This window comes from Ancylobacter terrae (assembly GCF_045108345.1).
GTDB lineage: Bacteria > Pseudomonadota > Alphaproteobacteria > Rhizobiales > Xanthobacteraceae > Ancylobacter.
The window spans coordinates 2,010,283-2,034,385 of sequence record NZ_JBJGXH010000001.1; the positions used below are offsets into that span (position 1 = coordinate 2,010,283).

Consider the following 24,103-nt stretch of genomic DNA (forward strand, 5'->3'; position numbering starts at 1 on the left):
GTGGCCAAGCGCTCGACCGCCTTCATCTGCCAGGCCTGCGGCGCGGTGCATGTGCGCTGGCAGGGCAAGTGCGATTCCTGCGGCGCCTGGAACAGCATTTCCGAGGAGGAGGTCGCCACCGCCCTCCCCGCCACCCAGCGCGGCGGCCGCAAGGGCCGGGTGTTCCCGCTGGAGGGGCTGTCGGGCACCACGCTCGATGCGCCGCGCACGCGGATCGGCATCGGCGAGTTCGACCGCGTCACCGGCGGCGGCCTCGTGCCCGGCTCGGTGCTGCTGATCGGCGGCGATCCCGGCATCGGCAAGTCGACCCTGCTGATCCAGGCCTCCGCCGCGCTGGCCAGTGCCGGCCATCGCGTCGTCTATGTCTCGGGCGAGGAAGCCTCGGCGCAGGTGCGCCTGCGGGCCGAGCGGCTCGGCCTGTCCCCCGCCCCGGTGCAGCTCGCCGCCGAGACCAATGTCGAGGACATCGTCGCCACGCTCTCGGCGGGGCGCCCGCCCGCTTTGGTGGTGATCGATTCGATCCAGACGATGTGGACCGACACAGCGGAATCCGCGCCCGGCACGGTGACGCAGGTGCGCTCCTCGGCGCAGGTGCTGATCCGCTACGCCAAGCAGGCGGGCGCGGCGATCGTGCTGGTCGGCCATGTCACCAAGGACGGGCAGATCGCCGGCCCGCGCGTAGTCGAGCACATGGTCGACGCCGTGCTCTCCTTCGAGGGCGATGGCGCCCACCAGTTCCGCATCCTGCGCGCCCAGAAGAACCGCTTCGGGCCGACCGACGAGATCGGCGTGTTCGAGATGACCGGGCTCGGCCTCGCCGAGGTCGACAATCCCTCGAAGCTGTTCCTGTCGAACCGCGAGGGCCATGCGCCGGGCACGGCGGTGCATGGCGGCATGGAGGGCACGCGCCCGGTGCTGGTCGAGATCCAGGCGCTGGTGGTGCCCTCCTCGCTCGGCACGCCGCGCCGCGCCGTGGTCGGCTGGGACCCGAGCCGCCTCTCCATGGTGCTCGCGGTGCTGGAGGCGCGCTGCGGCATCAAGCTCGGCGGCCACGACGTGCATCTGGCGGTGGCCGGCGGCTTCCGCATCGCCGAGCCGGCGGCGGACCTTGCGGTGGCGGCGGCGCTGGTGTCCTCGCTGAGCGGAGCGGTGCTCTCGCCCGAGAGCGTGCATTTCGGCGAGATCAGCCTCACCGGCGCGGTGCGCCCGGTCGCGCACGAGGCGGCGCGGCTGAAGGAGGCGGCGAAGCTCGGCTTCACCCGCGCCGTCATCCCCTCCGCCCGCAGCGGCACGGGGAGCGCGTCCGGCGAGCCCGGCATCGCCGTCGACGCGGTGACGACGCTGGCCGATCTCGTCGCCGACATCGTCGCCCGGGCGCCGAGGCGCGCGCGGAATCAAGGCGTTCCACAGGCCGCGTCAGAAGACGGATGACGCGGCGCACGCGGCGCGGTATACGTCCCGCGCAGCCCATCACCCGCGGCCGCACGGCGATTCCCGTCGTCGGCCCGCGGGTTCTGTTTCCAGCCATGGTGCGCCCCGCGTGACACTGCTCGACATCATCCTTCTCGCAGTGATGCTGATCTCGGGGATGCTCGCCATGGTGCGCGGGCTGATGCGCGAGGTCTTCGCGATCGCCTCCTGGGTGATCGCCGCCGGCGTCACGCTCTGGGGCTATCCGCACGCCCTGCCCCTCGCCAAGCAGTACATCTCGCAGGACACCTTCGCGATGGCGGCGGCGGTCGGCGGCGTGTTCCTGCTGACGCTGCTGATCGTCTCGATCATCACCGTGCGGATCTCCGACGCCATCCTCGACAGCCGCATCGGCGCGCTCGACCGCACGCTCGGCTTCCTGTTCGGGCTGGCGCGCGGATTCCTTATAGTGGTGGTGGCCTTCCTGTTCTTCAACTGGCTCGCCCAGAACGAGCAGGGCCAGCCGGCCTGGATCAAGGACGCGCGCTCCCGGGTCGTCTTGCAAAATGCGGGTGACTGGCTCATCTCAATCCTGCCGGACGATCCGGAGAAGCTGATCCGCGAAATCCGCGGGCCGAAGGACACGGATGCCGAGCCGACCGAGCCCCCGCCGGAGCCCACCGCACCGGCGCGCCCGACGGCGCCGGCGCAGTAGACCGCCGGGGTGCTCCGGCAATCGTTAGGGGTGCGAGCGGCGCATGGCGCCTGTCAGCCCGCACGGTACAGGACCGGAGACTGTCTGATGAACGTGACCGATGCGGGCGCGATGGACGACCTGTTCGATCCCAATGCCGATCGCCTGCGCGAGGAATGCGGCGTGTTCGGCATCGTCGGTCATCCCGACGCCGCCGCGATCACCGCGCTCGGCCTGCACGCCCTGCAGCATCGCGGCCAGGAAGCGGCCGGAATCGTCACCTATGACGGGCGCCGGTTCCATTCGGAACGCCGTCTCGGCCTTGTCGGCGACGCTTTTTCCGATGGCGAGGCGATCAAACGCCTCCCCGGCCCGATCGCGGTCGGCCATGTGCGCTACTCGACGACGGGCGAGACCATCCTGCGCAACGTCCAGCCGCTCTTCGCCGAGCTCGACGGCGGCGGCTTCGCCATCGCCCATAACGGCAACCTCACCAACGGGCTGACGCTGCGCCGGCAGATCGTGCGCGAGGGCGCCATCTGCCAGTCGACCTCGGACACCGAGGTGGTGCTGCACCTCGTCGCCCGCTCCAAGAAGAACCGCTTCATCGAGCGCTTCATCGAGGCGCTGCGCCAGCTCGAGGGCGCCTATGCCTTTGTCGGCCTCACCAACAAGAAGCTGGTGGGCGCGCGCGACCCGCTCGGCATCCGCCCGCTGGTGCTCGGCGAGCTCGACGGCCACCCGATCCTGACCTCGGAGACCTGCGCCCTCGACATAATCGGTGCGCGCTACGTGCGGGACGTCGAGCCCGGCGAAGTCATCGTGTTCTCCTCCGACAAGGTCGAGACGCTGCGCCCCTTCCCGATCGTCGACCCGCGCCCGGACATCTTCGAATACATCTATTTCGCCCGTCCCGACTCCATCGTCGGCGGCCGCAGCGTCTACCAGGTGCGCAAGAAGCTCGGCATGCAGCTCGCCGCCGAATCCCCTGCTAATGCCGAGGTGGTGGTGCCGGTGCCCGATTCCGGCGTGCCCGCCGCCATCGGCTATGCGCAGGCCGCCGGCATCCCCTACGAACTCGGCATCATCCGCAACCACTATGTCGGGCGCACCTTCATCCAGCCGACCCAGTCGGTGCGCGACCAGGGCGTGCGGATGAAACACTCGGCGAACCGTTCGGTGGTCGAGGGCAAATCGATCGTGCTGCTCGACGACAGCCTCGTGCGCGGCACCACCTCGGTGAAGATCGTGCGCATGATGCGCGAGGCGGGCGCGCGCGAGGTGCATTTCCGCATCTCCTCGCCGCCCATCACCCACCCCGACTTCTACGGCATCGATACGCCCGACCGCGACAAGCTGCTCGCCGCCTCGCTCGATGTGGAGGGCATGCGCCGCTATATCGGCGCCGACAGCCTCGCCTTCCTGTCCATCGACGGCGTCTACCGCGCCATGGGCTATGAGGGCCGCGACGCGCTGCGCCCGCAGTTCACCGACCACTGCTTCACCGGCGAATACCCGACCCCGCTCACCGATCTCCACGACAAGGTCGCCCCGCGCCAGCTCTCGCTGCTGGCCGAGGCGAGCTGAGGCGGGCGGAAACCCGAGAATACGCCGTCATCCCGGCCGGAGCGACGCTTGGAGCCGGGATGGCTCGACGGTGACCCGCTTCCCGCGATCCCGGACCGGCCCGCGGCCATCCGGGACGACGACATTCCGGATGACCGGTTCAAGCACCAAGGAGGTCGCGGCGTGGTCGAACTGAACGAATGGCATCGCGGCCGGCTGATCGACCACATCCAGCTGGTGGTCGCCGACCTCGACGCCTGCCGGCGCTTCTACGGCGCGGTGCTGGAGGTGCTCGGCGTGCCGCTGGTCGACGGCGAGGGCTATTTCTTCTGCGACGAACTCTTTGTCAGCACCGGCGAACCGACCACCGGCCGCGCCCATATCGCCTTCCAGGCGGCTGACGCGGCGATGGTGCAGCGCTTTTATGCGGCGGCGCTGGCGGCGGGCGGGCGCGACCATGGCGCGCCGGGCCTGCGCGAGTACCATCCCGGCTATTACGCCGCCTTCGTGCTCGACCCGGAAGGCAACAACATCGAGGCCGTCTATCACGGACCGGCCCGGCGGTCGGCGCCCTCCGTGGTTCTGACCGACGACACCTGACAACTCCCGAGGAACGCCGGATGACCGATCCCACCGCCGCGCGGCCGCTCGACGGCCGCATCGCCCTCGTCACCGGCGCCACGCGCGGCATCGGCCAGGCGACCGCCCTCGCCCTCGCCGCGGCGGGCGCCCATATCGTCGCGGTCGGCCGCACCTCCGGCGCGCTGGAGGAACTCGACGACGCCATCAATACCGCCGGCTCCAGCGCCACGCTGGTGCCGCTCGATCTCAAGGATTTCGCCGGCATCGACCGGCTCGGCGGCGCGCTGTACGAGCGCTTCGGGCGGCTCGACATCTTCGTCGGCAATGCTGGCGTGCTCGGCCCGATGACTCCCCTCGCCCAGGTCGAGCCGAAGGAGTGGGACGACGCGGTAGCGGTGAACCTCACCGCCAACTGGCGTTTCGTGCGCTCCTTCGATCCGCTGCTGCGGCTCTCCACCGCCGGGCGCGCGGTGCTGGTCACCTCCGGCGCGGCGCACAAGGCGCGGGCCTATTGGGGCGCCTATGCCGTCACCAAGTCGGGGCTCGAGGCGCTCGCGCGCACCTGGGCGGCGGAGAGCGCCAATCTCTCGAACCTCAAGGTGAACCTGTTCAGCCCGGGCCCCACCCGCACGCGCATGCGCGCCAAGGCCTTCCCCGGCGAGGATCCGGAGACGCTGCCGGCGCCCGAGCAGGTGGCGCAGGCCATCCTCGCGCTCTGCCGGCCGGATTTCGAGGAGACGGGCAAGATTTTCGAGTTCACAACGGGGCGGCTGTTAACCTATCATTTACCATATTGAGTGGGTCGTTCCGGGAGCCGGGCGATGAACCTGTTGCCCGGACTTCTGGTGATCCTCACCGTGCCCGGTTATCTCTATCTGCAGTCGCGGGCGTTCAGCCTGTATCGCGGCGCGTGCCAGGCGGCGGCGCTGATCCCCTTCGCCCTCATCGCGGCGGCGAGCAGCTACGCCCTGCTGGCCTATTCGCTCGACGGCGCCAACGCCTGGCCGTTGGTCTTCCTCGTCACCTGCCCGCTCGCCTGCGGCTATCTCGCCGTGCTCGACATCGTCGACTGGTACACGGCCTGAGGGCCGCCGGGGCGCTCACCCTCAACCCGGAGCGACCATGCCGCTGACCATCCGGGCCGCCGCGCCGGAGGACGAATCCGCCGTCGTCGCTCTGTGGCGGGCCTGCGACCTCGTCGCGCCCTACAACGACCCCGCGGCGGATTTCCGCTTCGCCCGCGCCGGCGCCGGATCCGACATCCTGCTCGGCGTGGACGCGGCCCGCGTCGTCGGCAGCGTGATGGTGGGCCATGACGGGCACCGCGGCTGGCTCTACTACGTCGCCGTCGCCCCCGACAGGCGCGGCGCCGGCATCGGGCGGCGGATGATCGCGGCCGCCGAGCGGTGGCTGAGCGAGCGCGGTGTCCCGAAGGCGCACCTGCTGGTGCGCGCGACCAACACCGGCGTCGTCGCCTTCTACGAACGCCTCGGCTTCGAGGTGGCGCCCCGCGTGGCCATGAGCAAGTGGCTGGAGCCGACCGCCTCCTAGGCGGTGCTCGTCCCTGCCCACCGCGGGCGACATCGCAGGGCGGCGGGCATCATAGGGTGGCGGGCGCCTCCGGCAGGCGCGCCGCGGGCGATGGCCCTGATGGAGCCCGGCCGTGCGCGGATGCCACGCCTGCCGCGCCGCTCAGTCCTTCTCGGCGTAGGGATTGTCCTTCTCGCGCAGCGTGATGCGGATCGGGACGCCGGGCAGGTCGAAGGTCGCGCGCAGGCCGTTGGTGAGGTAGCGCAGATAGCTCTCGGGGATGGCGTCGGCGCGGGAGCAGAACAGCACGAAGCTCGGCGGGCGGCTCTTCGGCTGGGTGATGTAGCGCAGCTTGATACGGCGGCCCGAGACCGCCGGTGGCGGGTGCTCGCCGGTGGCCTCGCTGAGCCAGCGGTTGAGCGGGTTGGTGGCCACGCGCCGGTTCCACACCTCGTGCGCCGAGGCCACCGCCTGCGCCAGCCGGTCGAGGCCGGCGCCGGTGAGGCCGGAGACCAGCACGACCGGCATGCCCTTGGCCTGCGGCAGCCAGTGGTCGGCCTCCTCGCGCATGCGGGTGAGGAAGCCGGCCTCGCCCTTGACGAGGTCCGACTTCGAGATCGCCAGCACCAGCGCCCGCCCCTCGCGCACCACGAGGTCGGCGATGCGCAGGTCCTGCTCCTCGAAGGGGTGGGTGGCGTCCATGAGGACGACGACCACCTCGGCGAAGCGGGCGGCGCGCAGCCCGTCGGCGACGGAGAGCTTCTCCAGCTTGTCGTCGACCCGGGCGCGCTTCCGCATGCCCGCGGTGTCGAACACCTTGAGGCTCACCCCTGCCCGCTCGACATCGACCGCGATCGAGTCGCGGGTGATGCCGGCCTCGGGCCCGGTCAGCAGGCGGTCCTCGCCGAGCAGCGCGTTGATCAGGGTCGACTTGCCGGCGTTCGGGCGGCCGAGCACGGCGACCCGGATACGACGGCCGGCGCCGCCGCTCTCATCGGCCTGATCGTTCTGATCATCCACCTCATCGGCCTGATCATCCACGGCGTCGGAGGCATCGTCCGGGAAGCAATCACGCAGCGCACGGAACAGGTCGCTCATGCCCTCGCCATGCTCGGCGGAGATGGGAACGGGCTCGCCGAGCCCCAGCGAATAAGCCTCCATGAAGCCCGCCTCGCCGCCCCGCCCCTCGCTCTTGTTGGCAACGAGGATGGTGTGCTTGCCCGAGCGGCGGACCAGATCGGCGAAGGCGCGATCGCTCGGCACCAGACCGGTACGCGCATCGATCACGAACAGGAGCACGTCCGCATCCGCGATCGCCGCCTCCGTCTGGGCGCGCATACGGCCTTCAAGAGTCTCGGCTTTTGCCTCCTCGAGGCCGGCCGTGTCGACCACCTGGAAGGCGAGATGACCCAGCCGCGCCTCGCCCTCGCGGCGGTCGCGCGTGACGCCGGGGCGGTCGTCGACCAGCGCCAGCCGCTTGCCGACGAGCCGGTTGAACAGCGTCGACTTGCCGACATTGGGACGGCCGATGATGGCGACGGTGAAGGTCATGAGAAAAAAGCCCGATGAAAATGCCGCCGCTCACGCGGCGCCGGAGATCGGCGACGTCCAATGCCCCGCCGCCGGCCTCGGCTCAGCGCGAGGCGGGTGCCGCCGGCTGGGCGGGAGCGGCGGGCTCGTAGCCGCCCGGGCTCGCCGGCTGCGGCGGCGCGGCGCCGTAGTCGACGCCGGGCACACCTTCGGGGAACACCGGCGTGCGCGTTCCCGGAAGAGGTTTTTCCTTTTCGCCGAACGGGTTGAGCTTGTCGAGCGACTCGCAGCCGGCCGTGCCGAGGGCCATGCCGGCGAAGAGCGTCACCAGAGCCAGACGTCGCGCGATTCCCCTCATGTCCGCCTCCTTACTGCGTTGCCGGCGGCGTCGAATTCAGGATGCCCGCGCCGGAGGTCAGTGCCTGCAGCAACTGGGCGCGCTGGCGCAGGCCGGGCGGCGCCTCGGCATCGGCCAGGGCGGCATCGATGGTCTTGGCAGCACCCGCCAGGTCGCCAGCACGGTACTGGGCCAGGGCGATGAGCTCGCGGGCGGTGTGGCGGAACGGGCCGGTGGGGGTGTCCAGGTCCTTGAGACGGCTTTCGATTTCCACCGCCGGCGCGGTATCCACCAGCAGCATGCCGGCCCGCAGCCGCGCGATGTCGCGGGCGAGCGGATCGATCCCGCCATCGGCGGCCAGCGCGTCATAGGCCGCGACCGCGGCGGCCTTGTCGGTGGGCGCGAGCTCATTGGCAGCGCGGAATCGGGCGAGGATGCGGTAGCCGTTGGTGCCATCTTTGCCGAGGGCAGCGAAAGCGGCCTCCGCCTCCGCGTGCTTGCCGGCCTCGGAGAGCGCGAGAGCTTCCGCGAAACGGGCGCCGGACGCCTGCGCCTCGCGGGTCTGATACCATTCATAACCCCGCCAGGCGGCGACCGCGGCGACGATCAGCACGGCGAGGCCGATGATATAGGCGCCGTAGCGGCTCCAGATCCTGCCCAGCCGCTCCCGGCGCAGATCCTCGTCGATCTCGTGAAAAATGTCGGCCATTTCAAATCCGTGCGAGGGGGCGCTCAAGGAAGGCGGCCGTGGCGGGCGAACCGCCCCGGCAGGGCCGGGTAAATTAGCCATGCGGCCTTATCAAGGCAAATGATGCGGCGTCAGGGCTTGCGGGCGGCATAGACGTGGTCGGAGGTCGGGAAGGCGCGCGAGCGCACATCGGCCGCGTAATCGGCCACAGCCTTGCCGATCGAGGGGCCGATATCGGCATATTTCTTCACGAAACGGGGCACCCGGTCGGAGAGGCCGAGCATATCCTCCAGCACCAGGATCTGGCCGTCGCAGGCGACCGAGCCGCCGATGCCGATGGTCGGACACGCCACCTCCTCGGTGATGGCCCGCGCCAGCGGCTCGGCCATCGCCTCCAGCACGATGGCGAAGGCGCCGGCCGCGGCGATCGCCCGGGCATCCTCGAATATCGCCTGCGCGCTGGCCTCGTCGCGCCCCAGCGCCTTGAACGAGCCGAGCGTGTTGATCGACTGCGGCGTCAGCCCGACATGGCCCATCACCGGCACGCCGCGATCGGCCAGGAAGCGAACGGTATCGGCCATCAGCCGTCCGCCTTCCAGCTTGATCGCGCCGGCGCCGGTTTCCTTCAGCACGCGCGAGGCGGTGGCGAAGGCCTGCTGCGGCGAGGCCTCATAAGAGCCGAACGGCAGGTCCACCACGACGAGAGCGTGAGCGGAGCCGCGCATCACCGCCTGCCCCTGCAGGATCATCATCTCGACCGTCACCGGAACGGTCGTCTCCATGCCGTGCATGACCATGCCGAGCGAATCTCCGACGAGGATGAAGTCGACATGGGGATCCACCAGGCGGGCCGTGTGCGCGTGATAGGAGGTGAGCGACACGACCGGCTCGCCTCCCTTGCGGGCGCGGATGTCCGGGGCGGTGAGACGGCGCACGGCGGACTGGATCGACATGGCGGGCACTCGGCGATTCAGGTCGGAGGCATGACGGGCACGCCGACCACATAGGGGTGGAAATAGAAGGCGAGCGCGGCATAAAGCACGAGACCGCCGACCACCGCAACGACGTCCCCGGCCCAGCCGGCCGGCGCAACCGGAAGCGGCCCGCCGCGGCGCTTCAGGGAGATGCGGTCGAATACCGCCCAGGCGAGAATGGCCCCGAACAGCGTGATGCCGGCGACATCGCCGTTCACCAGCAGATGCGCCAGCGCCCAGGTCTTCACCGCGACCAGCAACGGATGCTTGAGCCTGGCGCGGATGCGGCTCGGCACATAGGCGGCGACGGCGCAGATGGAGGCGATGAGCATCAGCAGATTGTTGAGATGGCGCAGCCAGACCGGCGGATACCAGAGCTGCGCCGGCCCTTCCGCGCGCCAGGCCCCGAAGCCATAGGCGGTTGCCAGCAGCCCGGCCAGCGCGACCACCGAGTAGAGCGCCTTATAGGGCCCCTCCCCGATCCGGGCGATCAGCGCCGCACGGGTGTCCCGCCGCGTGGTGAGGATGTGTGTTCCGAGGAACAGGGCGAGGCCGAACAGCATGAGGATCATCGCGGTGCTCCGTGGAAAGACGTCAACCGACAAGGTGCCACGAGGCTAGATCGATTCCAGCCTGCTATCCATGCGACGACGAGCCCTCCCTGCCGCGAGGACGATCGCAGGCTGCAGATCGGCACCTGCTCTCAACCATATGATCAGCCAGCGCTTCTGCTGCGCGCCCGGACATGGCAGGATTGTGGCAGGGTCCGTTACGTCAACGGCATGCGCGCCGATCTGCGCTGCCAGCGCAGGGGGTGGGGAATGAGGGGGATTATCGGGGCGTTCGTCGGCGCCGCGCTGTTCTGTCTGGCCACACCGGCCAGTGCCGAGGTGGTCGCCCGCGTCGACCTGTCGTCGCAGCGCATGTCGGTCTCCATCGACGGCATCCCGCGCTACAATTGGGCGGTTTCGACCGCGCGCAAGGGCTTTCGTACTCCGGTGGGCAGCTACCGGCCGCAGCGCATGTACCGGACCTATTTCTCGAAGAAATATTACAATTCCCCGATGCCCCACTCCATCTTCTTCCGGGGCGGCTACGCGATCCACGGCACGAACTATCTGAACCAGCTCGGCCGGCCGGCGTCACATGGCTGCATCCGGCTCGCTCCCGGTAATGCCGCAGCGCTCTATTCTCTGGTACAGAGTTATGGCCCGCGCAACACGCGTATCGTTATCTCGCGCTGAGGCTCACCGGAGGATTTGATGCGTCGCTTCCTATGGGCGGTGCTCGCCGTTCTGGCGGCATCGCCGGCCTTCGCCACCGCAGGCGGCCCGGATCGATGGCATGTGCAGGGCGTCGCGGCCGGCGAGATTCTGACGGTGCGTTCCCGGCCAGATACCTCGGCGCGGGTCGTCGGGCACTTGCCGGCCAATGCGCGCGACTTGTCCAATCTCGGCTGCAACACGCCCTCCTTCGAGCGGTGGCTCGCCATGACGCCGGCGCAGAAGAACGCCGCCGCCGCCAATCGATGGTGCAAGGTGCATTATCGCGGCCTCACCGGCTGGGTGCGCGGGCGCTACCTGCGGGAAGCGGACTGAGCCGATGCGGCCGGGCCACGCCCGCCCTTCTCCTATCGGAAGACAGCATCGGCGTTGTGGTGGCACCGGTGGCCGAGTGCGACCACGGGCCGACTTAGGCAATGCCGCCTTTGCCTGTATAAACGTACGGCGCTTGGCCCGGTGAGGCTGCGCCTGCGCCGTACCCCCGGATGCACTCCTCATGCTGCTCGACTACAACTCGATCCTGCTGTCGATCGGCTTCTCGGCGCTGTGCCTGTCGGCCATCCTGTTCGCGACATGGTGCTCGACCCGCGCGGACGGCGTGCTGCTGACCTGGTCGGTGGCGGCGCTGCTGATTGTCGCGAATGTGCTGTCCTACGGGCTTTACGTCGAGCACCCGCGAAGCTGGCTCGCCGTGGCGGCGTTCGCCTCCCTGCTCGCGGGGCTTTCGACGCTGCTGGGCGCGGCGCGGCAGTTCCGGCTCGACGTGCGGCCTCTGCGCCGGATCGTGCTCGCCATTGTCGTCTCGATGGGCATCGCTCTGCCGCCTTTCGCGATCGGCTATGACGGTATCGGCTTCATGCTGGCCAATCTCGCCGCCGCTGTGCTGCTCACGCTGACCGCCGGCGAATATATGCGGGCCCGCCACGAGGCGCCGAGCGCGATCGCCGGCATCACCGGGCTGTACCTGTTCGTGGCGCTATCCTTCGCGCTGTGCGCGATCGCCCTCGCGATCGAGGGAAAGCCCGTGCTCGACGGGCCGCCGAGCAACTGGGCCGAGGATCTGAACCTCGTCGCCGTCATCGTCGGCGTGGCGGGCATCGGGGCGATGTCGCTGGCGCTCAACCAGACCCGGCTGGCCCGCATCCACAAGCACGAGGCGATGACCGACCCGCTCACCGGGCTGCTGAACCGGCGCGCGCTGTTCGACCGGTTCGGCACCGGGCCGATGCAGGAGAATTTCGCGGTCATCGTGTTCGACATCGACCACTTCAAGCGCATCAACGACGCGCACGGCCACAGCATCGGCGACGACGTCATCGCCCGGTTCGCGCGGGCGCTGCGCGAAGAACTCGGCGAGGGGATGTGCGCGGCCCGGCTCGGGGGCGAGGAATTCGTGCTGGTGGTGCCGCGCGCGAGCATGGAGACGGCGCTGCGGCACGCCGAGCGGGTGCGCGCCGGTTTCGCCGCGGCGACCCGCCGCGAGCACGGGCTGGAGTGCTCGGCCTGCGCCGGCGTCGCCTTCAGTGAGATGTTCGGGGCGAGCTTCCAGAGCGTGTTGAGCGCTGCCGACGAGGCGCTCTACCAGGCCAAGCACGGCGGGCGCGACCGCATCGCCACCACCGGGCTGCGGCTGGCGGCCGATGCCGGCGTCAAGCTGCGGTCTTTTTCACGTCCTTGATGTCGGTAAAGACGATGCCGGGCCAGCGGTCGGCGGTATAGCCGACCATGAAGGCGGACGAGGCGAGGAACACGAGGTCGCCGTCGAGGTCCTCGGCGGTGCCGGACCGGTTGGCGCCGGCGAATTCGTCCAGCCGCTTGCGATCCGCGGACGAGACCCAGCGGGCGAGCTGGAACTCGGACATGTCGAAGCCGATCTCCAGGCCATATTCGGCCTCCATCCGGTTCTTCAGCACGTCGAGCTGGAGCTGGCCGACCACGCCGACGATGGCTGGCGAACCGTCGGTGGGGCGGAACACCTGCACCACACCCTCTTCCGCCATCTCCTGCAATGCCTGCTTCAGCTTCTTCGCCTTCATCGCGTCGGAGAGCTTCACCCGCCGCAGGATTTCCGGGGCAAACGAAGGCACGCCGACGAATTTCAGCTCCTCGCCCTCGGTCAGCGTGTCGCCGATGCGCAGGTTGCCGTGGTTGGGGATGCCGACGACGTCGCCGGCATAGGCTTCCTCGGCGAGCTGGCGGTCCTGCGCGAAGAAGAACTGCGGCGTGGCGAGGCTCATCTGCTTGCCGGTGCGCACCAGCTTGGCCTTCATGCCGCGCGTCAGCTTGCCCGAGCACAGCCGCGCGAAGGCGATGCGGTCGCGGTGATTGGGATCCATGTTCGCCTGGATCTTGAAGACGAAGGCGGACATGCGTGGCTCGTCCGCCTCCACCCGACGGGTGTCGGCATCCTGGTCGCGCGGGGGCGGCGCGAACCGACCGAGCCCCTCCAGCAGGTCGCCGACGCCGAAATTGCGCAGCGCCGAGCCGAAGAAAACCGGGGTGAGGTGACCCTCGAGAAAGGACTGGAGGTCGAACGGGTTGCTGCCCTCGCGGACCAGCGTCAGCTCCTCGTCGAGCTCGGCTTCGTTCAAGCTGGGATTGAGAGCGGCGATCTCGGCCATGCTCATTTGGCGCAGCGGCCCGGTCTTGCCTTCATCGCCGTCGAGCAGGCGCATGCCACCGCTGGCAATGTCCATGGTGCCGACGAAATCGCGCCCGCGCCCCACCGGCCAGGTCATCGGCGTGGTGTCGAGCGCCAGCGTCTTCTCGATCTCGTCGAGCAGGTCGAGCGGCTCGCGGGTCTCGCGGTCCATCTTGTTGATGAAGGTGAGGATCGGGATGTCGCGCAGCCGGCACACTTCCAGCAGCTTGCGGGTGCGCGACTCGATGCCCTTGGCGCCGTCGATCACCATCACCGCCGCGTCGACCGCGGTCAGCGTGCGATAGGTGTCCTCGGAGAAGTCCTCGTGGCCCGGCGTGTCGAGCAGGTTGAAGACGTGGCCGCCGAACTCGAAGGTCATCACCGAGGTAGCGACCGAAATCCCGCGCTCGCGCTCGATCGCCATCCAGTCGGAACGGGTGGAGCGGCGGTCCTTCTTTGCCCTCACCTGCCCCGCGAGCTGGATCGCGCCGCCGAACAGCAGCAGCTTTTCGGTCAACGTGGTCTTGCCCGCGTCCGGATGCGAGATGATCGCAAAAGTGCGCCGGCGCGCGACCTCGCGGGCGATCGGCGACTGGGGCGTATCGGTGAGTGCGTCCATGGTCGCGGATGTGGCAGGGAAGCCGGCCAAGATCAAGGGCCGGCGCGCCCGGTCGCGATCTCAGCCGAACGTGCTCGCATAGGTCTCCGGCCTGAAGCCGACCAGCAGCTTTCCGTCGATGTCGAGCACCGGGCGCTTGATCAGAGAAGGTTGCGCCGCCATCAGCGCCAGCGCCTTCGCCTCGTCGATGCCGGCCTTGTCCGCCTCGTCGAGCTTGCGGAAGGTCGTGCCGGCGCGGTTGAGCAGCGTCTCCCACCCGACCTGCTTCGCCCAGCCGGCGAGACGGGCCGGCTCGATGCCTGCCGCTTTGTAGTCGTGGAAGGCATAGGCGACGCCATGGCCGTCCAGCCAGGTACGCGCCTTCTTCATCGTGTCGCAGTTCTTGATGCCGTAGATCGTCACGCTCATGCAAACACCTCGGGGCGGAACCGCCTCGGCTGGAGCTACTTCACCCGTTCGATCAGCGCCATCGCAGCCGCGGGATTGCGCACCTTGTGCCCGCTGATGACGAAGAGGAAGACGTCCCGGGCGTCATTCATCCCCTGCCCTGCGTCGCCGGCATAGGCGAGCCCCTCCGGCGCCCCGCCGGCCGCCCAGGTCTTCGCACGCTCGGCCCAGGCGTCGAGCTCGGCCGGCGCGTAGCCCGCCGCCTCCCCCTCCGTGGTGCCCATGATGCGGGCGTAGACAAACGGCGCCGTGAGGTCGGCGATCTGGGGATGCTCGCCATCGGCCGCGATGAGGATGGCGACGCCGTGCTCGCGCGCCAGCGCGACGAAATCGGGAGCGCGGAAGCTGTCGTGCCGGACCTCGACGGCGTGGCGCATCGTGCGGCCCTCGATGCTCTTGGGCAGGCGCTTCAGGAACGCCTCGAAATCGGCCGGGTCGAATTTCTTCGTGCCCATGAACTGCCAGTTGATCGGACCGAGCTTCTCCTTCAGCTCAAGCACGCCGCTGGCGAAGAAACGGTCGATGGATTCGCCCGCCTCGGCCAGCACGCGCCGGTTCGTGGTGAAGCGGGGCCCCTTCAGCGTGAAGACGAAATCATCCGGCGTCTCCGCGTGCCACTTGGCGAAGCTCTCCGGCTTCTGCGAGCCGTAATAGGTGCCATTGATCTCGATCGCCGTGAGCTTGCCCGCCGCGTATTCCAGTTCGCGCTTCTGCGCCAGCCCGTCGGGATAGAAGGCGCCGCGCCAGGGCTCGTAGGTCCAGCCGCCGACGCCGATGCGGATGCGTCCCTTGCTCGTGTTCGGCATGATCGAATCCCCGTTTCGGTCCGGACCGGAGGCTGCCCCCTGACGACAGGTGGTAGCAATCCCCATATTGGCGGCGATCATCCGCCGCGCGCGGGTTCCCGCCAAGGCCAGAGGAGGCGCCGCCCATGACGACGAGCACAGCCTATCGCGTTACCCGGACCGACGCCGAGTGGCGCGCGCTGCTGACCCCCGAGCAATACCGGATCATGCGCGGCCACGGCACCGAGCCGCCGGGAAGCTGCTCGCTGCTGCGCGAGAAGCGCCCCGGCACCTTCGAATGCGCCGGCTGCGACAGCCCGCTATTCGAAGGAAAAGTGAAATTCGAGAGCGGCACCGGCTGGCCGAGCTTCAACGAGCCGGTCGAGGGATCGGTCGAGACCACCGTCGACCGCAGCCATGGCATGGTGCGCACCGAGGTGCACTGCGCCACCTGCGGCAGCCATCTCGGCCATGTGTTCGACGACGGTCCGCCGCCGACCTATCTGCGCTACTGCATCAACGGCGTCGCGCTGAAATTCGTGCCCAAGGGCTGATCCGCCGGCCGAGCTGACCATGATGAAAGGCCGTCACCTGAGGGGTGGCGGCCTTTTTTGTCGGGCGGGCGTAGGCACGCAGCCAAGCGCTCAGCCGGGCTGGAAGCCGATCTGGTCCTTCGGGAACCGCGCGATGGCGGCCGGGTCGATGTTGAGGTGCTGCGCGACCAGATCCGGTGGCGCGTGGGTGAGCCAATCGGCCAGGTCGACTTCCTGGTATTCCGGCGCCTTGAAGATGACCAGCATTTCGATGTCCTCGCTGCCGGTGTTCTGGATGTAGTGCCCCTGGCTCTTCGGAACGACACCGACGTCGCCGGGCTTGAAATCGATGGTCTGGGCGCGCGGGCCGGCGTTGAACACGGTCATCCGGCCTTGCCCCTTCATCCAGTATTGCCATTCGTCGGCATTGGGATGCCAGTGCATGCGGCGCAGGGCGCCCGGCTTGATGGTCTCGATCGCCGCGGCGATGGTCGTCGACGCCTTGAAGATGTGGCTGTCGGCGAGCCGGACGCTTCCGGACGAGGTTTCCTTCACCGGTTTGCTCGCGCCGAGCGAGAAGGTGAAGGGCTCCGGCGGGCTGCCGCCCGAGGCGACTGCCGCCTGGTCGGCGGCCAGGGGCCCGGGCAGCTTGCCCTGAAAGATCCAGAGATCGTGCAGCGGGATATTCTTGAACGTCTCCGCCGGCACACCGAAGTTCTGAGCCAGGACCTCGGGCGGCGTATGAGCGATCCAGTCGGTCAGCAACAGGGTGTTGTACTCGGACTGGTAAGCGTCGTCGAAAACGATGAGGAACTCGCAGCCCTCCTCGAGCCCCTGCAGCGAATGCGGGCAGCCGGCAGGGAAGAACCAGAGATCACCGGCACCGACGTCCTGAACGTATGCCCGGCCGAGCTGGTCCAGCGTCGTGATACGGCAGCGGCCGTTGGTCATCAGCGCCCACTCGCCGGCGAGGTGCCAGTGCATCTCGCGGATGCCGCCCGGCCCGAGGCGCATATTGACGCCCGAGACCTCCTTGGAGGCGGGGAATTCGGTGGCGGTGAGCTGGCGTGCCCAGCCGCCGTTCTGCACGCGCTTCGGCATGATGTTGAAGGACGACCAGTTCATCGGCATGTTGCCGATATCCGTCGCCGGCGGATTCTGGAACGACGGCAGTTGCTGCTCCAGCGTGGGGTTCCGCGGCCCCGGCTCCGACAGCGCGCCCGGGGTCGCGTTGATCGCACCCTGCGGCGGCTGGTCGGGATTGCCGAAGCTGGCGGCGTGCGCGCCGGCACTGGCCACCACGGCGCCGCCGAGGGCACCAAGGGCCAGAAGGGAGCGTCGGGACAGATCTTCCATGGTGCGATCTCCTTGGGTGTCCGGGTGCTTCGCCCGGTGCCGTTGACGAGGACGGATGGAGCAGGACGGATGGAGCATGCGCCCCGGCGAGGCCGTGGTCTTTCGGGGACGAATGTCGTGCGAATTCGTAGCCTTGCGGGTATCTGGCGCGGGTCAGCGCGCGGAGTCCGGCGGGACGAGCGGCCCGGCGGGGGCAGCCCGTAGAAGAGCGACGAGGACGAGACCGACGAGCGCGATCCAGCAGGTCACCTGGAAACCGTCGATATAGGCGAGCACACTGGCCTGCTCGGCCACCATTCCTTTGAGCGTGCCGAGCGCACGCCCCAGCGCCAGGGCGCCGGACGCGCCGTCGGCCGCGAACAGGCCGGTCAGTCGTCCGACGGCGTCGTCCGTGTGGGCGCCTCCGGCGGGCACATGCAACCCGAGCAGATAGGAATGAAGTTGCTCGCGGTGGCGCAGAAACGTCGCCATCACGGTCGTGGCCGTCTCCGCACCGCCAAGGCGCAGCACCTGCACATAGGCCGCCACTGCCGTCGACTGCTTGGGATCGGAGTTCGAGAGGATGAAGACGATGGCTGCCAGCAGCGTGAAGCCTTGCCCGACCGACTGGACCAGCGACATCGGCGCAAAGTCCCACGGCGCCCAGACGGGGCTGAGATTGGTTCCCATCCACGCGCTGATGGCGAAGGCGATGAAGCCGAACAGGATGACCAGGCGGGCGTCGATCCGGCGCAGCAGGATGACGGCGAGCGGAACCGTGACGATCAACGGCAATGCGCCGGTCAGGAAGATCGGCAGGCCGATCTGCTCAGGACGCAGTCCGGCGACCGTGGTGAGGAAGCCCGGTATCAGCTGCGAGTTCGACAGGCCGGTCGCCGTGTAGGCGAGGATGATCATGAAGCTGAGGATAACGTTGCGGCTGGCGATGACCCGGTGGCTGGCCCAGGGATGCTCGACCAGCCGCTCGTTGATGGCGAAGCCGACAACGAGGATGGCGCCGCCCGCGATCAGGCAGGTGATCAAGCCGGACTGGAACCAGTCGAGCCGATTGCCCTGATCGAGGCCGGCATAGATGAGCGCCCACCCCGTGCCGAGCAGCGCCATGCCGCCCCAGTCGGCGCGCTCCAACAGGCCGACATCGACCTTCTGGAGCGGCGTACCCAGCGAGACCAGGATGCCGATGAGCGGGGCGAGGATCATGTCCTGCCAGTAGATCCATTCCCATCCGACATGCGTGTCGTAGAGACCGATCAGCAGGGGGCCGGTATTCAGCGAGAACGCGAGCCGGAAGGCGTAGACGCCCAGCGCCCAGATCCACCAGCGCTGCGGCAGCGTGCGGAAGATGATCATGATGGTAGCGGGGATGAACACGCCGAGCAGCAGCCCGCGCAGCGCGTGCAGCAGCACCAGCACCTCCCACTCCCGCACCTGCGGCAGCACGAACGAGATGCCCGCATAGGCGAGGCTCGGCCAGAACAGCACGCGGCGGACGCCGAAGGTCGCGGCCAGCCACGCAACGGCTGGCGCGATCAGGATTTGCGGTGCGGTGGCGAAGGTGTTCAGCCACGCACCCTGATCGAAACTGAGGCCATAGGCGCCGCGCAGATCCGGCAGGCCGATGGTGAAGAGGCGGGTGTCGAAGCCGACGAGAAACGAGCCCAGCAGCAATGCACTGACGGCAAATATGGGTCGCACCTGTCCGGCGGCTTCGCCGGTGGCGGCGGGGGCGGGTTCAGCGCTGGCCATCGACATGGATCCGTGCCTCCACCGACATGCCCGCCCGCAAGTGCGCGGTGAGCGCCTGACCGGCTTCGAGTTCGATCCGCACGGGTATCCGCTGGACCACCTTGGTGAAATTCCCCGTCGCGTTGTCGGGAGGAAGCAGCGCGAACACTGCGCCGCTCGCGGGCGACAGGCGGCCGACATGGCCGTGCAGGATCTGGCCGGGGAAGGTATCCACGGTGATGTCGACCGGCTGATCCGTGGCGACCCGGGTCAGCTGCGTTTCCTTGAAATTCGCGATGACGTAGACGTTCGGCACCGGAACGACTGCGATCAGGTCTGTGCCGACATTCACATAGTCGGCCGGCTGGACACGCCGCCGGCTGACCACACCATCGAAGGGGGCGACAACCTTGGTATAGCCGAGCTTGAGCTTCGCCGTCGCCAGATTGGCCTGCGCGGCCTCGAGATTCGCCCTGAGGGTGCCTTCCTGCCCCACAAGCACATCGAGCTGCCGCTTCTGCGCCTCGATCGTCGCGACGCTGGCGGCAACCGCGGCGACCGCCTGTCCGTAGGCGGCCACGGCCTGTTGCAGTCGCTGCTCGGTGCCGGCGATGCCGCCGTCCACCAGCGTCTGCTGACGGTTGCGCTCCTGCAGGGCAAATGTCTGGGAGGCGATCGCGGAGTCGTGCTGAGCGGAGGCCTGCTGCACCAGAGCGCGCTGGAGCGCTTCCTGATTGGCGAGGTTGTCGAGCGCCGCGCGGGCGGCGGCGACCGCGGCCTCGGCGGCGTGCTCGGCGGCGATATAGTCGGAGGGGTCGATATCGACGAGCACATCGCCCGCCTTCACCTGCTGAAAATCGTCGACGTGCACGCTCAGTACATTGCCGCTGACACGGGCGCTCAGAACGGACACATCGGCTTCGACATAGGCGTCGTCGGTTTCCTGAACCGCCGCGGCGCCCATCCAGCCGTCCCACCGACTGTCGGCGACAGCGATCAGGCCAAGGACGGCGGTGATCGCCGCCGCGGGTATGGCAAGCCGCTTCAGACTTCTCGACAGCGCTCTACCCGGCGACGCGGGCTGGGCAGCGACATAGCTATTGGCCGGCTCGACAAGCGACATGGCGCGGGCTCCCCGGCAGGCCCGGCGTCAGCCCTTCCTCCGCCGTCCCTGCCCCTGTTCTGGTATGGAACAAGGATAGCCGGGGCGGCGGGGGGCACCATTGTACGGCGGTTTGACGCTCCTCTTATTGGGTGTGGCGCAGCCATACCTTGGTTTGGCCGGCGCCCCGTTCCGTCGCCATCATCGGCGCTTGAGCGCCTCCGCCAGCGCGGCTCCGAAGGCTCCCTGCGGCGGCGCGGTCGACGCGCGCTCACGTCCCTTGCCGCCGTCGGGGCGCCCGGCATTTTTCGACGGTGCGGACGGCGCCTCGCCGCGGCCCTGCCCTCCACCGGCGCCATCCTTGCGCATGGTGAGGCCAATGCGCTTGCGCTTCAGATCAACCTCGACCACCCGCACCTTCACGACATCACCCGCCTTCACCACCTCGTGGGCATCCTTGACGAAGCGGTCGGCGAGTTGGGAGACATGCACCAGCCCATCCTGATGGACGCCGATGTCGACGAAAGCGCCGAAAGCGGCGACATTGGTCACCGTCCCTTCCAGCAGCATGCCCGGCTTCAGGTCCTTGATGTCGTCGATACCCTCGGCGAAGGTCGCGGTACGGAACGCGGGACGCGGATCGCGACCGGGCTTTTCCAGCTCGGCGAGGATGTCACGTACCGTCGGCAGGCCGAAGCGCTCGTCGACGAACAGGCGCGGGTCGAGCGCCTTGAGCGCGGCACCGTCCGCCATCAGCGCGCGCACATCGCGCCCGCATGACGCGATGATCTTTCGGGCGACGCCATAAGCCTCGGGATGGACTGCCGACGCATCGAGCGGCTCCGCGCCGTCGGGAATACGCAGGAACCCCGCGCATTGCTCGAAGGCGCGCGGACCGAGCCGGCTGACATCGAGCAGTTGCCGGCGGTTGGCGAAGGGGCCGTTGGCATTGCGGTGTGCCACGATGGCTTCCGCGAGCGCCGTGCCGAGACCCGACACGCGTGCCAGAAGCGACGCGGAGGCGGTGTTGAGATCAACGCCGACCGCGTTCACCGCGTCCTCGACCACGGCATCCAGGGCGCGGGCCAGGCGATGCTGATCGACATCGTGCTGGTATTGACCCACGCCGATCGACTTCGGCTCGATCTTCACGAGTTCCGCCAGCGGATCCTGGAGCCGCCGGGCGATGGAGACGGCGCCACGCAATGAAACGTCCAGGCCGGGAAATTCGGCCGCCGCCACTTCGGAGGCGGAGTAGACCGAGGCGCCGGCCTCCGAGACGATGACCTTCAGCGGCTTCGGTGCCGGCATGTCGGCGAGCATCGCGGCGACCAGCGCCTCGGTTTCGCGGCTGCCGGTGCCGTTGCCGATCGCGACCAGTTCGACCTTGTGGGTGCGGATCAGGTTCGCCAGTTCGACCTGAGTGCCGCGCACGTCGTTCCGGGGCGGGAACGGATAGACCGTGCTCGTGGCCAGCACTTTTCCAGTGCCGTCCACTACAGCGACTTTCACACCCGTGCGGATGCCGGGATCGAGCCCCATGGTGGCGCGCGAGCCGGCCGGCGCCGCGAGCAGCAGGTCTTTTAGGTTGCGGGCAAAGACCCGGATCGCCTCTTCCTCGGCGCGCTCGCGCAGCGTGCCCATCAGGTCGAGCGACAGGTGCAGCGACAGCTTCACCCGCCATGTCCAGTCCGCCACCTCCATGAGCCACACGTCGCCCGGCAGTTGCCCGCCGATCCGATACGCGTCGGCGATCGTCCGCACCACCGGCTTGATCCGCGACGTGTCGTCGGCATCGATCTCGAGATCGAGCGCCAGCACTTCCTCGTTTCGCCCGCGCAGCATGGCCAGGGCACGATGGCTCGGCACGCCCGACCACCGCTCGGAATGGTCGAAATAATCGGAAAACTTGGCACCCGCTTCCTGCTTGCCCTCGATGACGCGGGCATGCAGCAAGGCACGTTCCTGCATGTAGCCGCGCAGCCGGCCGACCAGTTCGGCATTCTCGGCAAACTGCTCGGCGATGATGTCGCGCGCGCCTTCGAGCGCGGCCTTTACATCCGCCACCTCGGCGCCGACATGGGCCGCCGCAAGGGTCGCGGGGACGGCGGCACGATCGGCCAGGATCGCTTCGGCCAGCGCGCCCAGTCCCTTCTCGCGGGCAATCTGCGCCTTGGTACGACGCTTGGGCTTGAAGGGCAGGTAGATGTCCTCCAGCTCCGCCTTGGTTGCCGCCGCCGCGATCCCCCCTTCCAGTGCCGGCGTCAGCTTGCCCTGTTCGCGGATCGAGCCGAGGATCGCCTCGCGCCGGGCTTCCAGCTCGCGGAGATAGACGAGGCGTTCCGACAGGCGCCGCAATTGCCCGTCGTCGAGCCCACCCGTCACTTCCTTCCGGTAGCGGGCAATGAAGGGCACGGTCGCCCCCTCGTCCAGCAGGGCGATCGCCGCCGCCACCTGCGGCAGGCGCGCGCCGACATCGGCGGCAATGGTCTGGGCGATGCGGGTGGCGGTCTCGGTCGTGCGGATGGTCATGCGCGTTCCGGATTCTGTCAAAGGGCCGCGACCATAGCCCCGACCGCTTCCGCACGCCATTTCCGCCGAAGACAATCGACTCGACCGGTCCCACCGGCGGGTGGTCAGCTCACCAGTTCGCCACGGAAGGCCCAGCGCGTCATGCGGCGCTCCACCAACGCGCAGATCGCATACATGGCGATGCCCATGATCGCGATGGCAAAGAGCCCGGCGAAGGTGGTGGCCGAATCGTTGCGGGCGCCGGCCGACAGCATCAGGAAGCCGATGCCGCGATTGCCGCCGACCGTCTCCGCCAGCACCGAGCCGACGAAGGCCAGCGTGATCGACACCTTCAGGCTCGCGAAGAGATACGGCATGGCGCGAGGCACGCCGACCTTGGTGAGAATCTCCCAGTTGCTGGCGCCGAGCGAGCGCATGACGTCGCGCATCTCGGGTTCGATCGTTGCAAGCCCGGTCGCCACATTCACCACGATCGGGAAGAACGAGATCACGAAGGCGGTTATGACCGCCGGCAGCGCCCCCACGCCCAGCCAGATCATCAGGATCGGCACGATCGCCACCTTCGGGATGGCATTGAAGGCGATCAACAGCGGGTAAAGCCCCGAGTAGACGAAGGGCGAGGCTCCGATCGCAAGTCCCAGCGCCAGTCCGAAGGCAATGGCGATGGCGAAGCCGATCAGCGTGGTGGTCAGCGTCTGAAGGCAGAAATCGAGCAGGATGCCCCAGCGCTGGATCATCACCTCGACGACACGGCTGGGCCGCGGCGCGATGATCTCCGGCACGTCGAGCAGGACGCAGGCACCTTCCCATGCCAGCAGCAGCCCCGCGAGGACGAGCCAGGGCATGGCGTGGCGCAGCGCACGCTCTGCGGCAGGCGTCATCCCGCATGCTCCGCGTGAATGCGCTCGCGCAACTCCTGCACGATGGCGACGAATTCCGGCTCGAAGGTGCCTTCCAGCGTCCGCGGGCGCGGCAGGTCAATCGGTCGGCGCTGCACGATGCGGCCGGGCCGGCGGCTCATCACATAGACCGTATCGGCGAGATAGACGGCCTCGCGCAGATCGTGCGTGACGAGGACGCAGGTAAAGCGCCGCTCCAGCCAGAGGCGCTGCATCACGCCCCACAACTCCTCGCGCGTGAAAGCATCGAGCGCGCCGAACGGCTCGTCGAGCATGAGGATTTCAGGCTCGTGGATCAGCGCACGGCACAGGCTCGAGCGCTGCTGCATACCGCCCGACAACTGCCAGGGATAGCGATCGCCGAAATCGCCCAGGCCGACCGAATCGAGCAGCTTCTGAACCTTGTCGTAGTATTCGCCCCGGTGCGCGCGCAAGCGCCCCTTGTGCGGCGCCACCACCTCGAGCGGCAGCCGGACATTGTCGCGGGTCGTGCGCCAGGGCATCAGCGTCGGGTTCTGGAACGCCATGCCCACCCCGCCGATCGGCCCGGTCACCGCCCGGCCGTGCACACGCACCTCGCCGCGTGTCGGCCGAATCAGCCCGGTCACCAGCTTCATCAGCGTGGACTTGCCGCACCCGGACGGGCCGACGACCGCGATGAACTCGCCCTTCGCGATGTCGATGGTGGCATCGGCGAGCGCGAGGACACCGCCCTCCCCGCCATAGGCGAGGCTGACACCGTCGAGCTCGATAAGGGGCGACATGCTCATGCCGGCAACGCACGCATTGGCCGGGGCAGATACCGGCCGGCGTCCATGCCCGCGCCGGCGGCGGCGCCCGTCGATCGCGTCAGCCCGCCTGTTTCGAGGC

The 24,103-nt window shown here is 68.6% G+C and carries 25 protein-coding genes; 11 read left to right on the forward strand and 14 right to left on the reverse strand.

Annotation, left to right across the window (positions count from 1 at the left end):
- The 7 genes from radA to ACEUEL_RS09600 all read left to right on the forward strand — a co-directional run bounded on the left by radA (position 1) and on the right by ACEUEL_RS09600 (position 5,803).
- The gene (gene radA, locus ACEUEL_RS09570; protein WP_405704270.1) at positions 1 to 1,431 is read left to right on the forward strand and encodes a DNA repair protein RadA; all 1,431 of its coding nucleotides are present in this window, start codon (positions 1 to 3) and stop codon (positions 1,429 to 1,431) included.
- Positions 1,432 to 1,540: 109 nt separating this feature from the next.
- A complete protein-coding gene (locus ACEUEL_RS09575; protein WP_405704271.1) occupies positions 1,541 to 2,125 on the forward strand; it encodes a CvpA family protein in 585 nt (194 codons plus the stop codon).
- 87 nt (positions 2,126 to 2,212) lie between these two features.
- Positions 2,213 to 3,691 (forward strand): amidophosphoribosyltransferase, encoded by a 1,479-nt coding sequence (gene purF, locus ACEUEL_RS09580; protein WP_405704273.1) that lies wholly within the window; start codon positions 2,213 to 2,215, stop codon positions 3,689 to 3,691.
- Between the two features lie 162 nt (positions 3,692 to 3,853).
- A complete protein-coding gene (locus ACEUEL_RS09585; protein WP_405704274.1) occupies positions 3,854 to 4,270 on the forward strand; it encodes a VOC family protein in 417 nt (138 codons plus the stop codon).
- A gap of 20 nt (positions 4,271 to 4,290) precedes the next feature.
- Complete coding sequence (locus tag ACEUEL_RS09590; RefSeq protein ID WP_405704275.1) at positions 4,291 to 5,049, forward strand: SDR family NAD(P)-dependent oxidoreductase; 759 nt, start codon at positions 4,291 to 4,293, stop codon at positions 5,047 to 5,049.
- Positions 5,050 to 5,073: 24 nt separating this feature from the next.
- Entirely contained in the window at positions 5,074 to 5,337 is a 264-nt protein-coding gene (locus ACEUEL_RS09595) for a hypothetical protein (RefSeq protein WP_405704277.1), read from the forward strand.
- 37 nt (positions 5,338 to 5,374) lie between these two features.
- Positions 5,375 to 5,803, forward strand: coding sequence for a GNAT family acetyltransferase (locus ACEUEL_RS09600; RefSeq protein WP_405704279.1), 429 nt, complete (start codon positions 5,375 to 5,377; stop codon positions 5,801 to 5,803).
- A gap of 141 nt (positions 5,804 to 5,944) precedes the next feature.
- Here ACEUEL_RS09600 and der read toward each other — a convergent pair whose 3' ends face one another.
- From der to ACEUEL_RS09625, 5 genes are all read right to left on the reverse strand, one after another.
- Complete coding sequence (gene der, locus ACEUEL_RS09605; RefSeq protein ID WP_405704281.1) at positions 5,945 to 7,333, reverse strand: ribosome biogenesis GTPase Der; 1,389 nt, start codon at positions 7,331 to 7,333, stop codon at positions 5,945 to 5,947.
- Positions 7,334 to 7,415: 82 nt separating this feature from the next.
- Positions 7,416 to 7,670 carry a hypothetical protein gene (locus ACEUEL_RS09610; protein WP_405704283.1) on the reverse strand — a complete coding sequence of 85 codons (255 nt, stop codon included), beginning with the start codon at positions 7,668 to 7,670 and terminating at the stop codon, positions 7,416 to 7,418.
- Positions 7,671 to 7,680: 10 nt separating this feature from the next.
- On the reverse strand, positions 7,681 to 8,358 hold the full coding sequence (locus ACEUEL_RS09615; protein ID WP_405704284.1) for a tetratricopeptide repeat protein: 678 nt from the start codon (positions 8,356 to 8,358) through the stop codon (positions 7,681 to 7,683).
- A gap of 110 nt (positions 8,359 to 8,468) precedes the next feature.
- Complete coding sequence (gene panB, locus ACEUEL_RS09620; protein WP_405704286.1) at positions 8,469 to 9,290, reverse strand: 3-methyl-2-oxobutanoate hydroxymethyltransferase; 822 nt, start codon at positions 9,288 to 9,290, stop codon at positions 8,469 to 8,471.
- Between the two features lie 17 nt (positions 9,291 to 9,307).
- Entirely contained in the window at positions 9,308 to 9,883 is a 576-nt protein-coding gene (locus ACEUEL_RS09625; protein ID WP_405704287.1) for an NnrU family protein, read from the reverse strand.
- Between the two features lie 249 nt (positions 9,884 to 10,132).
- On the opposite strand from ACEUEL_RS09625, the gene ACEUEL_RS09630 reads away from it, so the two are divergent.
- The 3 genes from ACEUEL_RS09630 (at position 10,133) to ACEUEL_RS09640 (ending at position 12,272) form a co-directional block, all read left to right on the forward strand.
- Complete coding sequence (locus ACEUEL_RS09630) at positions 10,133 to 10,555, forward strand: L,D-transpeptidase (RefSeq protein ID WP_405704289.1); 423 nt, start codon at positions 10,133 to 10,135, stop codon at positions 10,553 to 10,555.
- Positions 10,556 to 10,573: 18 nt separating this feature from the next.
- Positions 10,574 to 10,909: an SH3 domain-containing protein gene (locus ACEUEL_RS09635; RefSeq protein WP_405704290.1), complete on the forward strand. Its 336-nt coding sequence runs from the start codon at positions 10,574 to 10,576 to the stop codon at positions 10,907 to 10,909.
- Positions 10,910 to 11,090: 181 nt separating this feature from the next.
- Entirely contained in the window at positions 11,091 to 12,272 is a 1,182-nt protein-coding gene (locus tag ACEUEL_RS09640) for a GGDEF domain-containing protein (protein WP_405704292.1), read from the forward strand.
- Here ACEUEL_RS09640 and ACEUEL_RS09645 read toward each other — a convergent pair.
- The 3 genes from ACEUEL_RS09645 to ACEUEL_RS09655 are packed head-to-tail and all read right to left on the reverse strand — an operon-like array spanning position 12,244 to position 15,107.
- Positions 12,244 to 13,854, reverse strand: coding sequence for a peptide chain release factor 3 (locus ACEUEL_RS09645; protein ID WP_405704294.1), 1,611 nt, complete (start codon positions 13,852 to 13,854; stop codon positions 12,244 to 12,246). The two genes, ACEUEL_RS09640 and ACEUEL_RS09645, sit on opposite strands and share 29 nt — an antisense overlap.
- A 60-nt stretch (positions 13,855 to 13,914) precedes the next feature.
- Entirely contained in the window at positions 13,915 to 14,262 is a 348-nt protein-coding gene (locus ACEUEL_RS09650; protein WP_405704295.1) for an ArsC family reductase, read from the reverse strand.
- A gap of 35 nt (positions 14,263 to 14,297) precedes the next feature.
- Entirely contained in the window at positions 14,298 to 15,107 is an 810-nt protein-coding gene (locus tag ACEUEL_RS09655) for a DUF72 domain-containing protein (protein WP_405704297.1), read from the reverse strand.
- 125 nt (positions 15,108 to 15,232) lie between these two features.
- On the opposite strand from ACEUEL_RS09655, the gene msrB reads away from it, so the two are divergent.
- A complete protein-coding gene (gene msrB, locus ACEUEL_RS09660; RefSeq protein WP_405704299.1) occupies positions 15,233 to 15,640 on the forward strand; it encodes a peptide-methionine (R)-S-oxide reductase MsrB in 408 nt (135 codons plus the stop codon).
- Between the two features lie 90 nt (positions 15,641 to 15,730).
- On the opposite strand, the gene ACEUEL_RS09665 is transcribed toward msrB, so the two are convergent.
- The 6 genes from ACEUEL_RS09665 to ACEUEL_RS09690 all read right to left on the reverse strand — a co-directional run bounded on the left by ACEUEL_RS09665 (position 15,731) and on the right by ACEUEL_RS09690 (position 23,997).
- Positions 15,731 to 16,975 (reverse strand): cupin domain-containing protein, encoded by a 1,245-nt coding sequence (locus tag ACEUEL_RS09665; protein ID WP_405706690.1) that lies wholly within the window; start codon positions 16,973 to 16,975, stop codon positions 15,731 to 15,733.
- A gap of 153 nt (positions 16,976 to 17,128) precedes the next feature.
- Positions 17,129 to 18,727, reverse strand: coding sequence for an MFS transporter (locus ACEUEL_RS09670; RefSeq protein WP_405704300.1), 1,599 nt, complete (start codon positions 18,725 to 18,727; stop codon positions 17,129 to 17,131).
- The gene (locus ACEUEL_RS09675; protein WP_405704302.1) at positions 18,708 to 19,823 is read right to left on the reverse strand and encodes an HlyD family secretion protein; all 1,116 of its coding nucleotides are present in this window, start codon (positions 19,821 to 19,823) and stop codon (positions 18,708 to 18,710) included. Before ACEUEL_RS09675 ends, ACEUEL_RS09670 begins: the two co-directional genes overlap by 20 nt.
- Positions 19,824 to 20,003: 180 nt before the next feature.
- The gene (locus tag ACEUEL_RS09680; RefSeq protein ID WP_405704304.1) at positions 20,004 to 22,334 is read right to left on the reverse strand and encodes a Tex family protein; all 2,331 of its coding nucleotides are present in this window, start codon (positions 22,332 to 22,334) and stop codon (positions 20,004 to 20,006) included.
- Between the two features lie 104 nt (positions 22,335 to 22,438).
- Positions 22,439 to 23,215 carry an ABC transporter permease gene (locus tag ACEUEL_RS09685; RefSeq protein ID WP_405704305.1) on the reverse strand — a complete coding sequence of 259 codons (777 nt, stop codon included), beginning with the start codon at positions 23,213 to 23,215 and terminating at the stop codon, positions 22,439 to 22,441.
- Positions 23,212 to 23,997 carry an ABC transporter ATP-binding protein gene (locus tag ACEUEL_RS09690; protein WP_405706692.1) on the reverse strand — a complete coding sequence of 262 codons (786 nt, stop codon included), beginning with the start codon at positions 23,995 to 23,997 and terminating at the stop codon, positions 23,212 to 23,214. Before ACEUEL_RS09690 ends, ACEUEL_RS09685 begins: the two co-directional genes overlap by 4 nt.
- Positions 23,998 to 24,103 lie beyond the last annotated feature (106 nt).

Excerpts from the sequence above, each read along its gene's own strand:
- purF (WP_405704273.1), top strand. The coding sequence starts at position 2,213 with ATGAACGTGACCGATGCGGGCGCGATGGACGACCTGTTCGATCCCAAT.
- ACEUEL_RS09590 (WP_405704275.1), top strand. The coding sequence starts at position 4,291 with ATGACCGATCCCACCGCCGCGCGGCCGCTCGACGGCCGCATCGCCCTC.
- ACEUEL_RS09595 (WP_405704277.1), top strand. The coding sequence starts at position 5,074 with ATGAACCTGTTGCCCGGACTTCTGGTGATCCTCACCGTGCCCGGTTAT.
- ACEUEL_RS09600 (WP_405704279.1), top strand. The coding sequence starts at position 5,375 with ATGCCGCTGACCATCCGGGCCGCCGCGCCGGAGGACGAATCCGCCGTC.
- der (WP_405704281.1), bottom strand. The coding sequence starts at position 7,333 with ATGACCTTCACCGTCGCCATCATCGGCCGTCCCAATGTCGGCAAGTCG.
- ACEUEL_RS09610 (WP_405704283.1), bottom strand. The coding sequence starts at position 7,670 with ATGAGGGGAATCGCGCGACGTCTGGCTCTGGTGACGCTCTTCGCCGGC.
- ACEUEL_RS09615 (WP_405704284.1), bottom strand. The coding sequence starts at position 8,358 with ATGGCCGACATTTTTCACGAGATCGACGAGGATCTGCGCCGGGAGCGG.
- panB (WP_405704286.1), bottom strand. The coding sequence starts at position 9,290 with ATGTCGATCCAGTCCGCCGTGCGCCGTCTCACCGCCCCGGACATCCGC.
- ACEUEL_RS09625 (WP_405704287.1), bottom strand. The coding sequence starts at position 9,883 with ATGATCCTCATGCTGTTCGGCCTCGCCCTGTTCCTCGGAACACACATC.
- ACEUEL_RS09630 (WP_405704289.1), top strand. The coding sequence starts at position 10,133 with ATGAGGGGGATTATCGGGGCGTTCGTCGGCGCCGCGCTGTTCTGTCTG.
- ACEUEL_RS09635 (WP_405704290.1), top strand. The coding sequence starts at position 10,574 with ATGCGTCGCTTCCTATGGGCGGTGCTCGCCGTTCTGGCGGCATCGCCG.
- ACEUEL_RS09640 (WP_405704292.1), top strand. The coding sequence starts at position 11,091 with ATGCTGCTCGACTACAACTCGATCCTGCTGTCGATCGGCTTCTCGGCG.
- ACEUEL_RS09645 (WP_405704294.1), bottom strand. The coding sequence starts at position 13,854 with ATGGACGCACTCACCGATACGCCCCAGTCGCCGATCGCCCGCGAGGTC.
- ACEUEL_RS09650 (WP_405704295.1), bottom strand. The coding sequence starts at position 14,262 with ATGAGCGTGACGATCTACGGCATCAAGAACTGCGACACGATGAAGAAG.
- ACEUEL_RS09655 (WP_405704297.1), bottom strand. The coding sequence starts at position 15,107 with ATGCCGAACACGAGCAAGGGACGCATCCGCATCGGCGTCGGCGGCTGG.
- msrB (WP_405704299.1), top strand. The coding sequence starts at position 15,233 with ATGACGACGAGCACAGCCTATCGCGTTACCCGGACCGACGCCGAGTGG.
- ACEUEL_RS09665 (WP_405706690.1), bottom strand. The coding sequence starts at position 16,975 with ATGGAAGATCTGTCCCGACGCTCCCTTCTGGCCCTTGGTGCCCTCGGC.
- ACEUEL_RS09670 (WP_405704300.1), bottom strand. The coding sequence starts at position 18,727 with ATGTCGATGGCCAGCGCTGAACCCGCCCCCGCCGCCACCGGCGAAGCC.
- ACEUEL_RS09675 (WP_405704302.1), bottom strand. The coding sequence starts at position 19,823 with ATGTCGCTTGTCGAGCCGGCCAATAGCTATGTCGCTGCCCAGCCCGCG.
- ACEUEL_RS09680 (WP_405704304.1), bottom strand. The coding sequence starts at position 22,334 with ATGACCATCCGCACGACCGAGACCGCCACCCGCATCGCCCAGACCATT.
- ACEUEL_RS09685 (WP_405704305.1), bottom strand. The coding sequence starts at position 23,215 with ATGACGCCTGCCGCAGAGCGTGCGCTGCGCCACGCCATGCCCTGGCTC.
- ACEUEL_RS09690 (WP_405706692.1), bottom strand. The coding sequence starts at position 23,997 with ATGTCGCCCCTTATCGAGCTCGACGGTGTCAGCCTCGCCTATGGCGGG.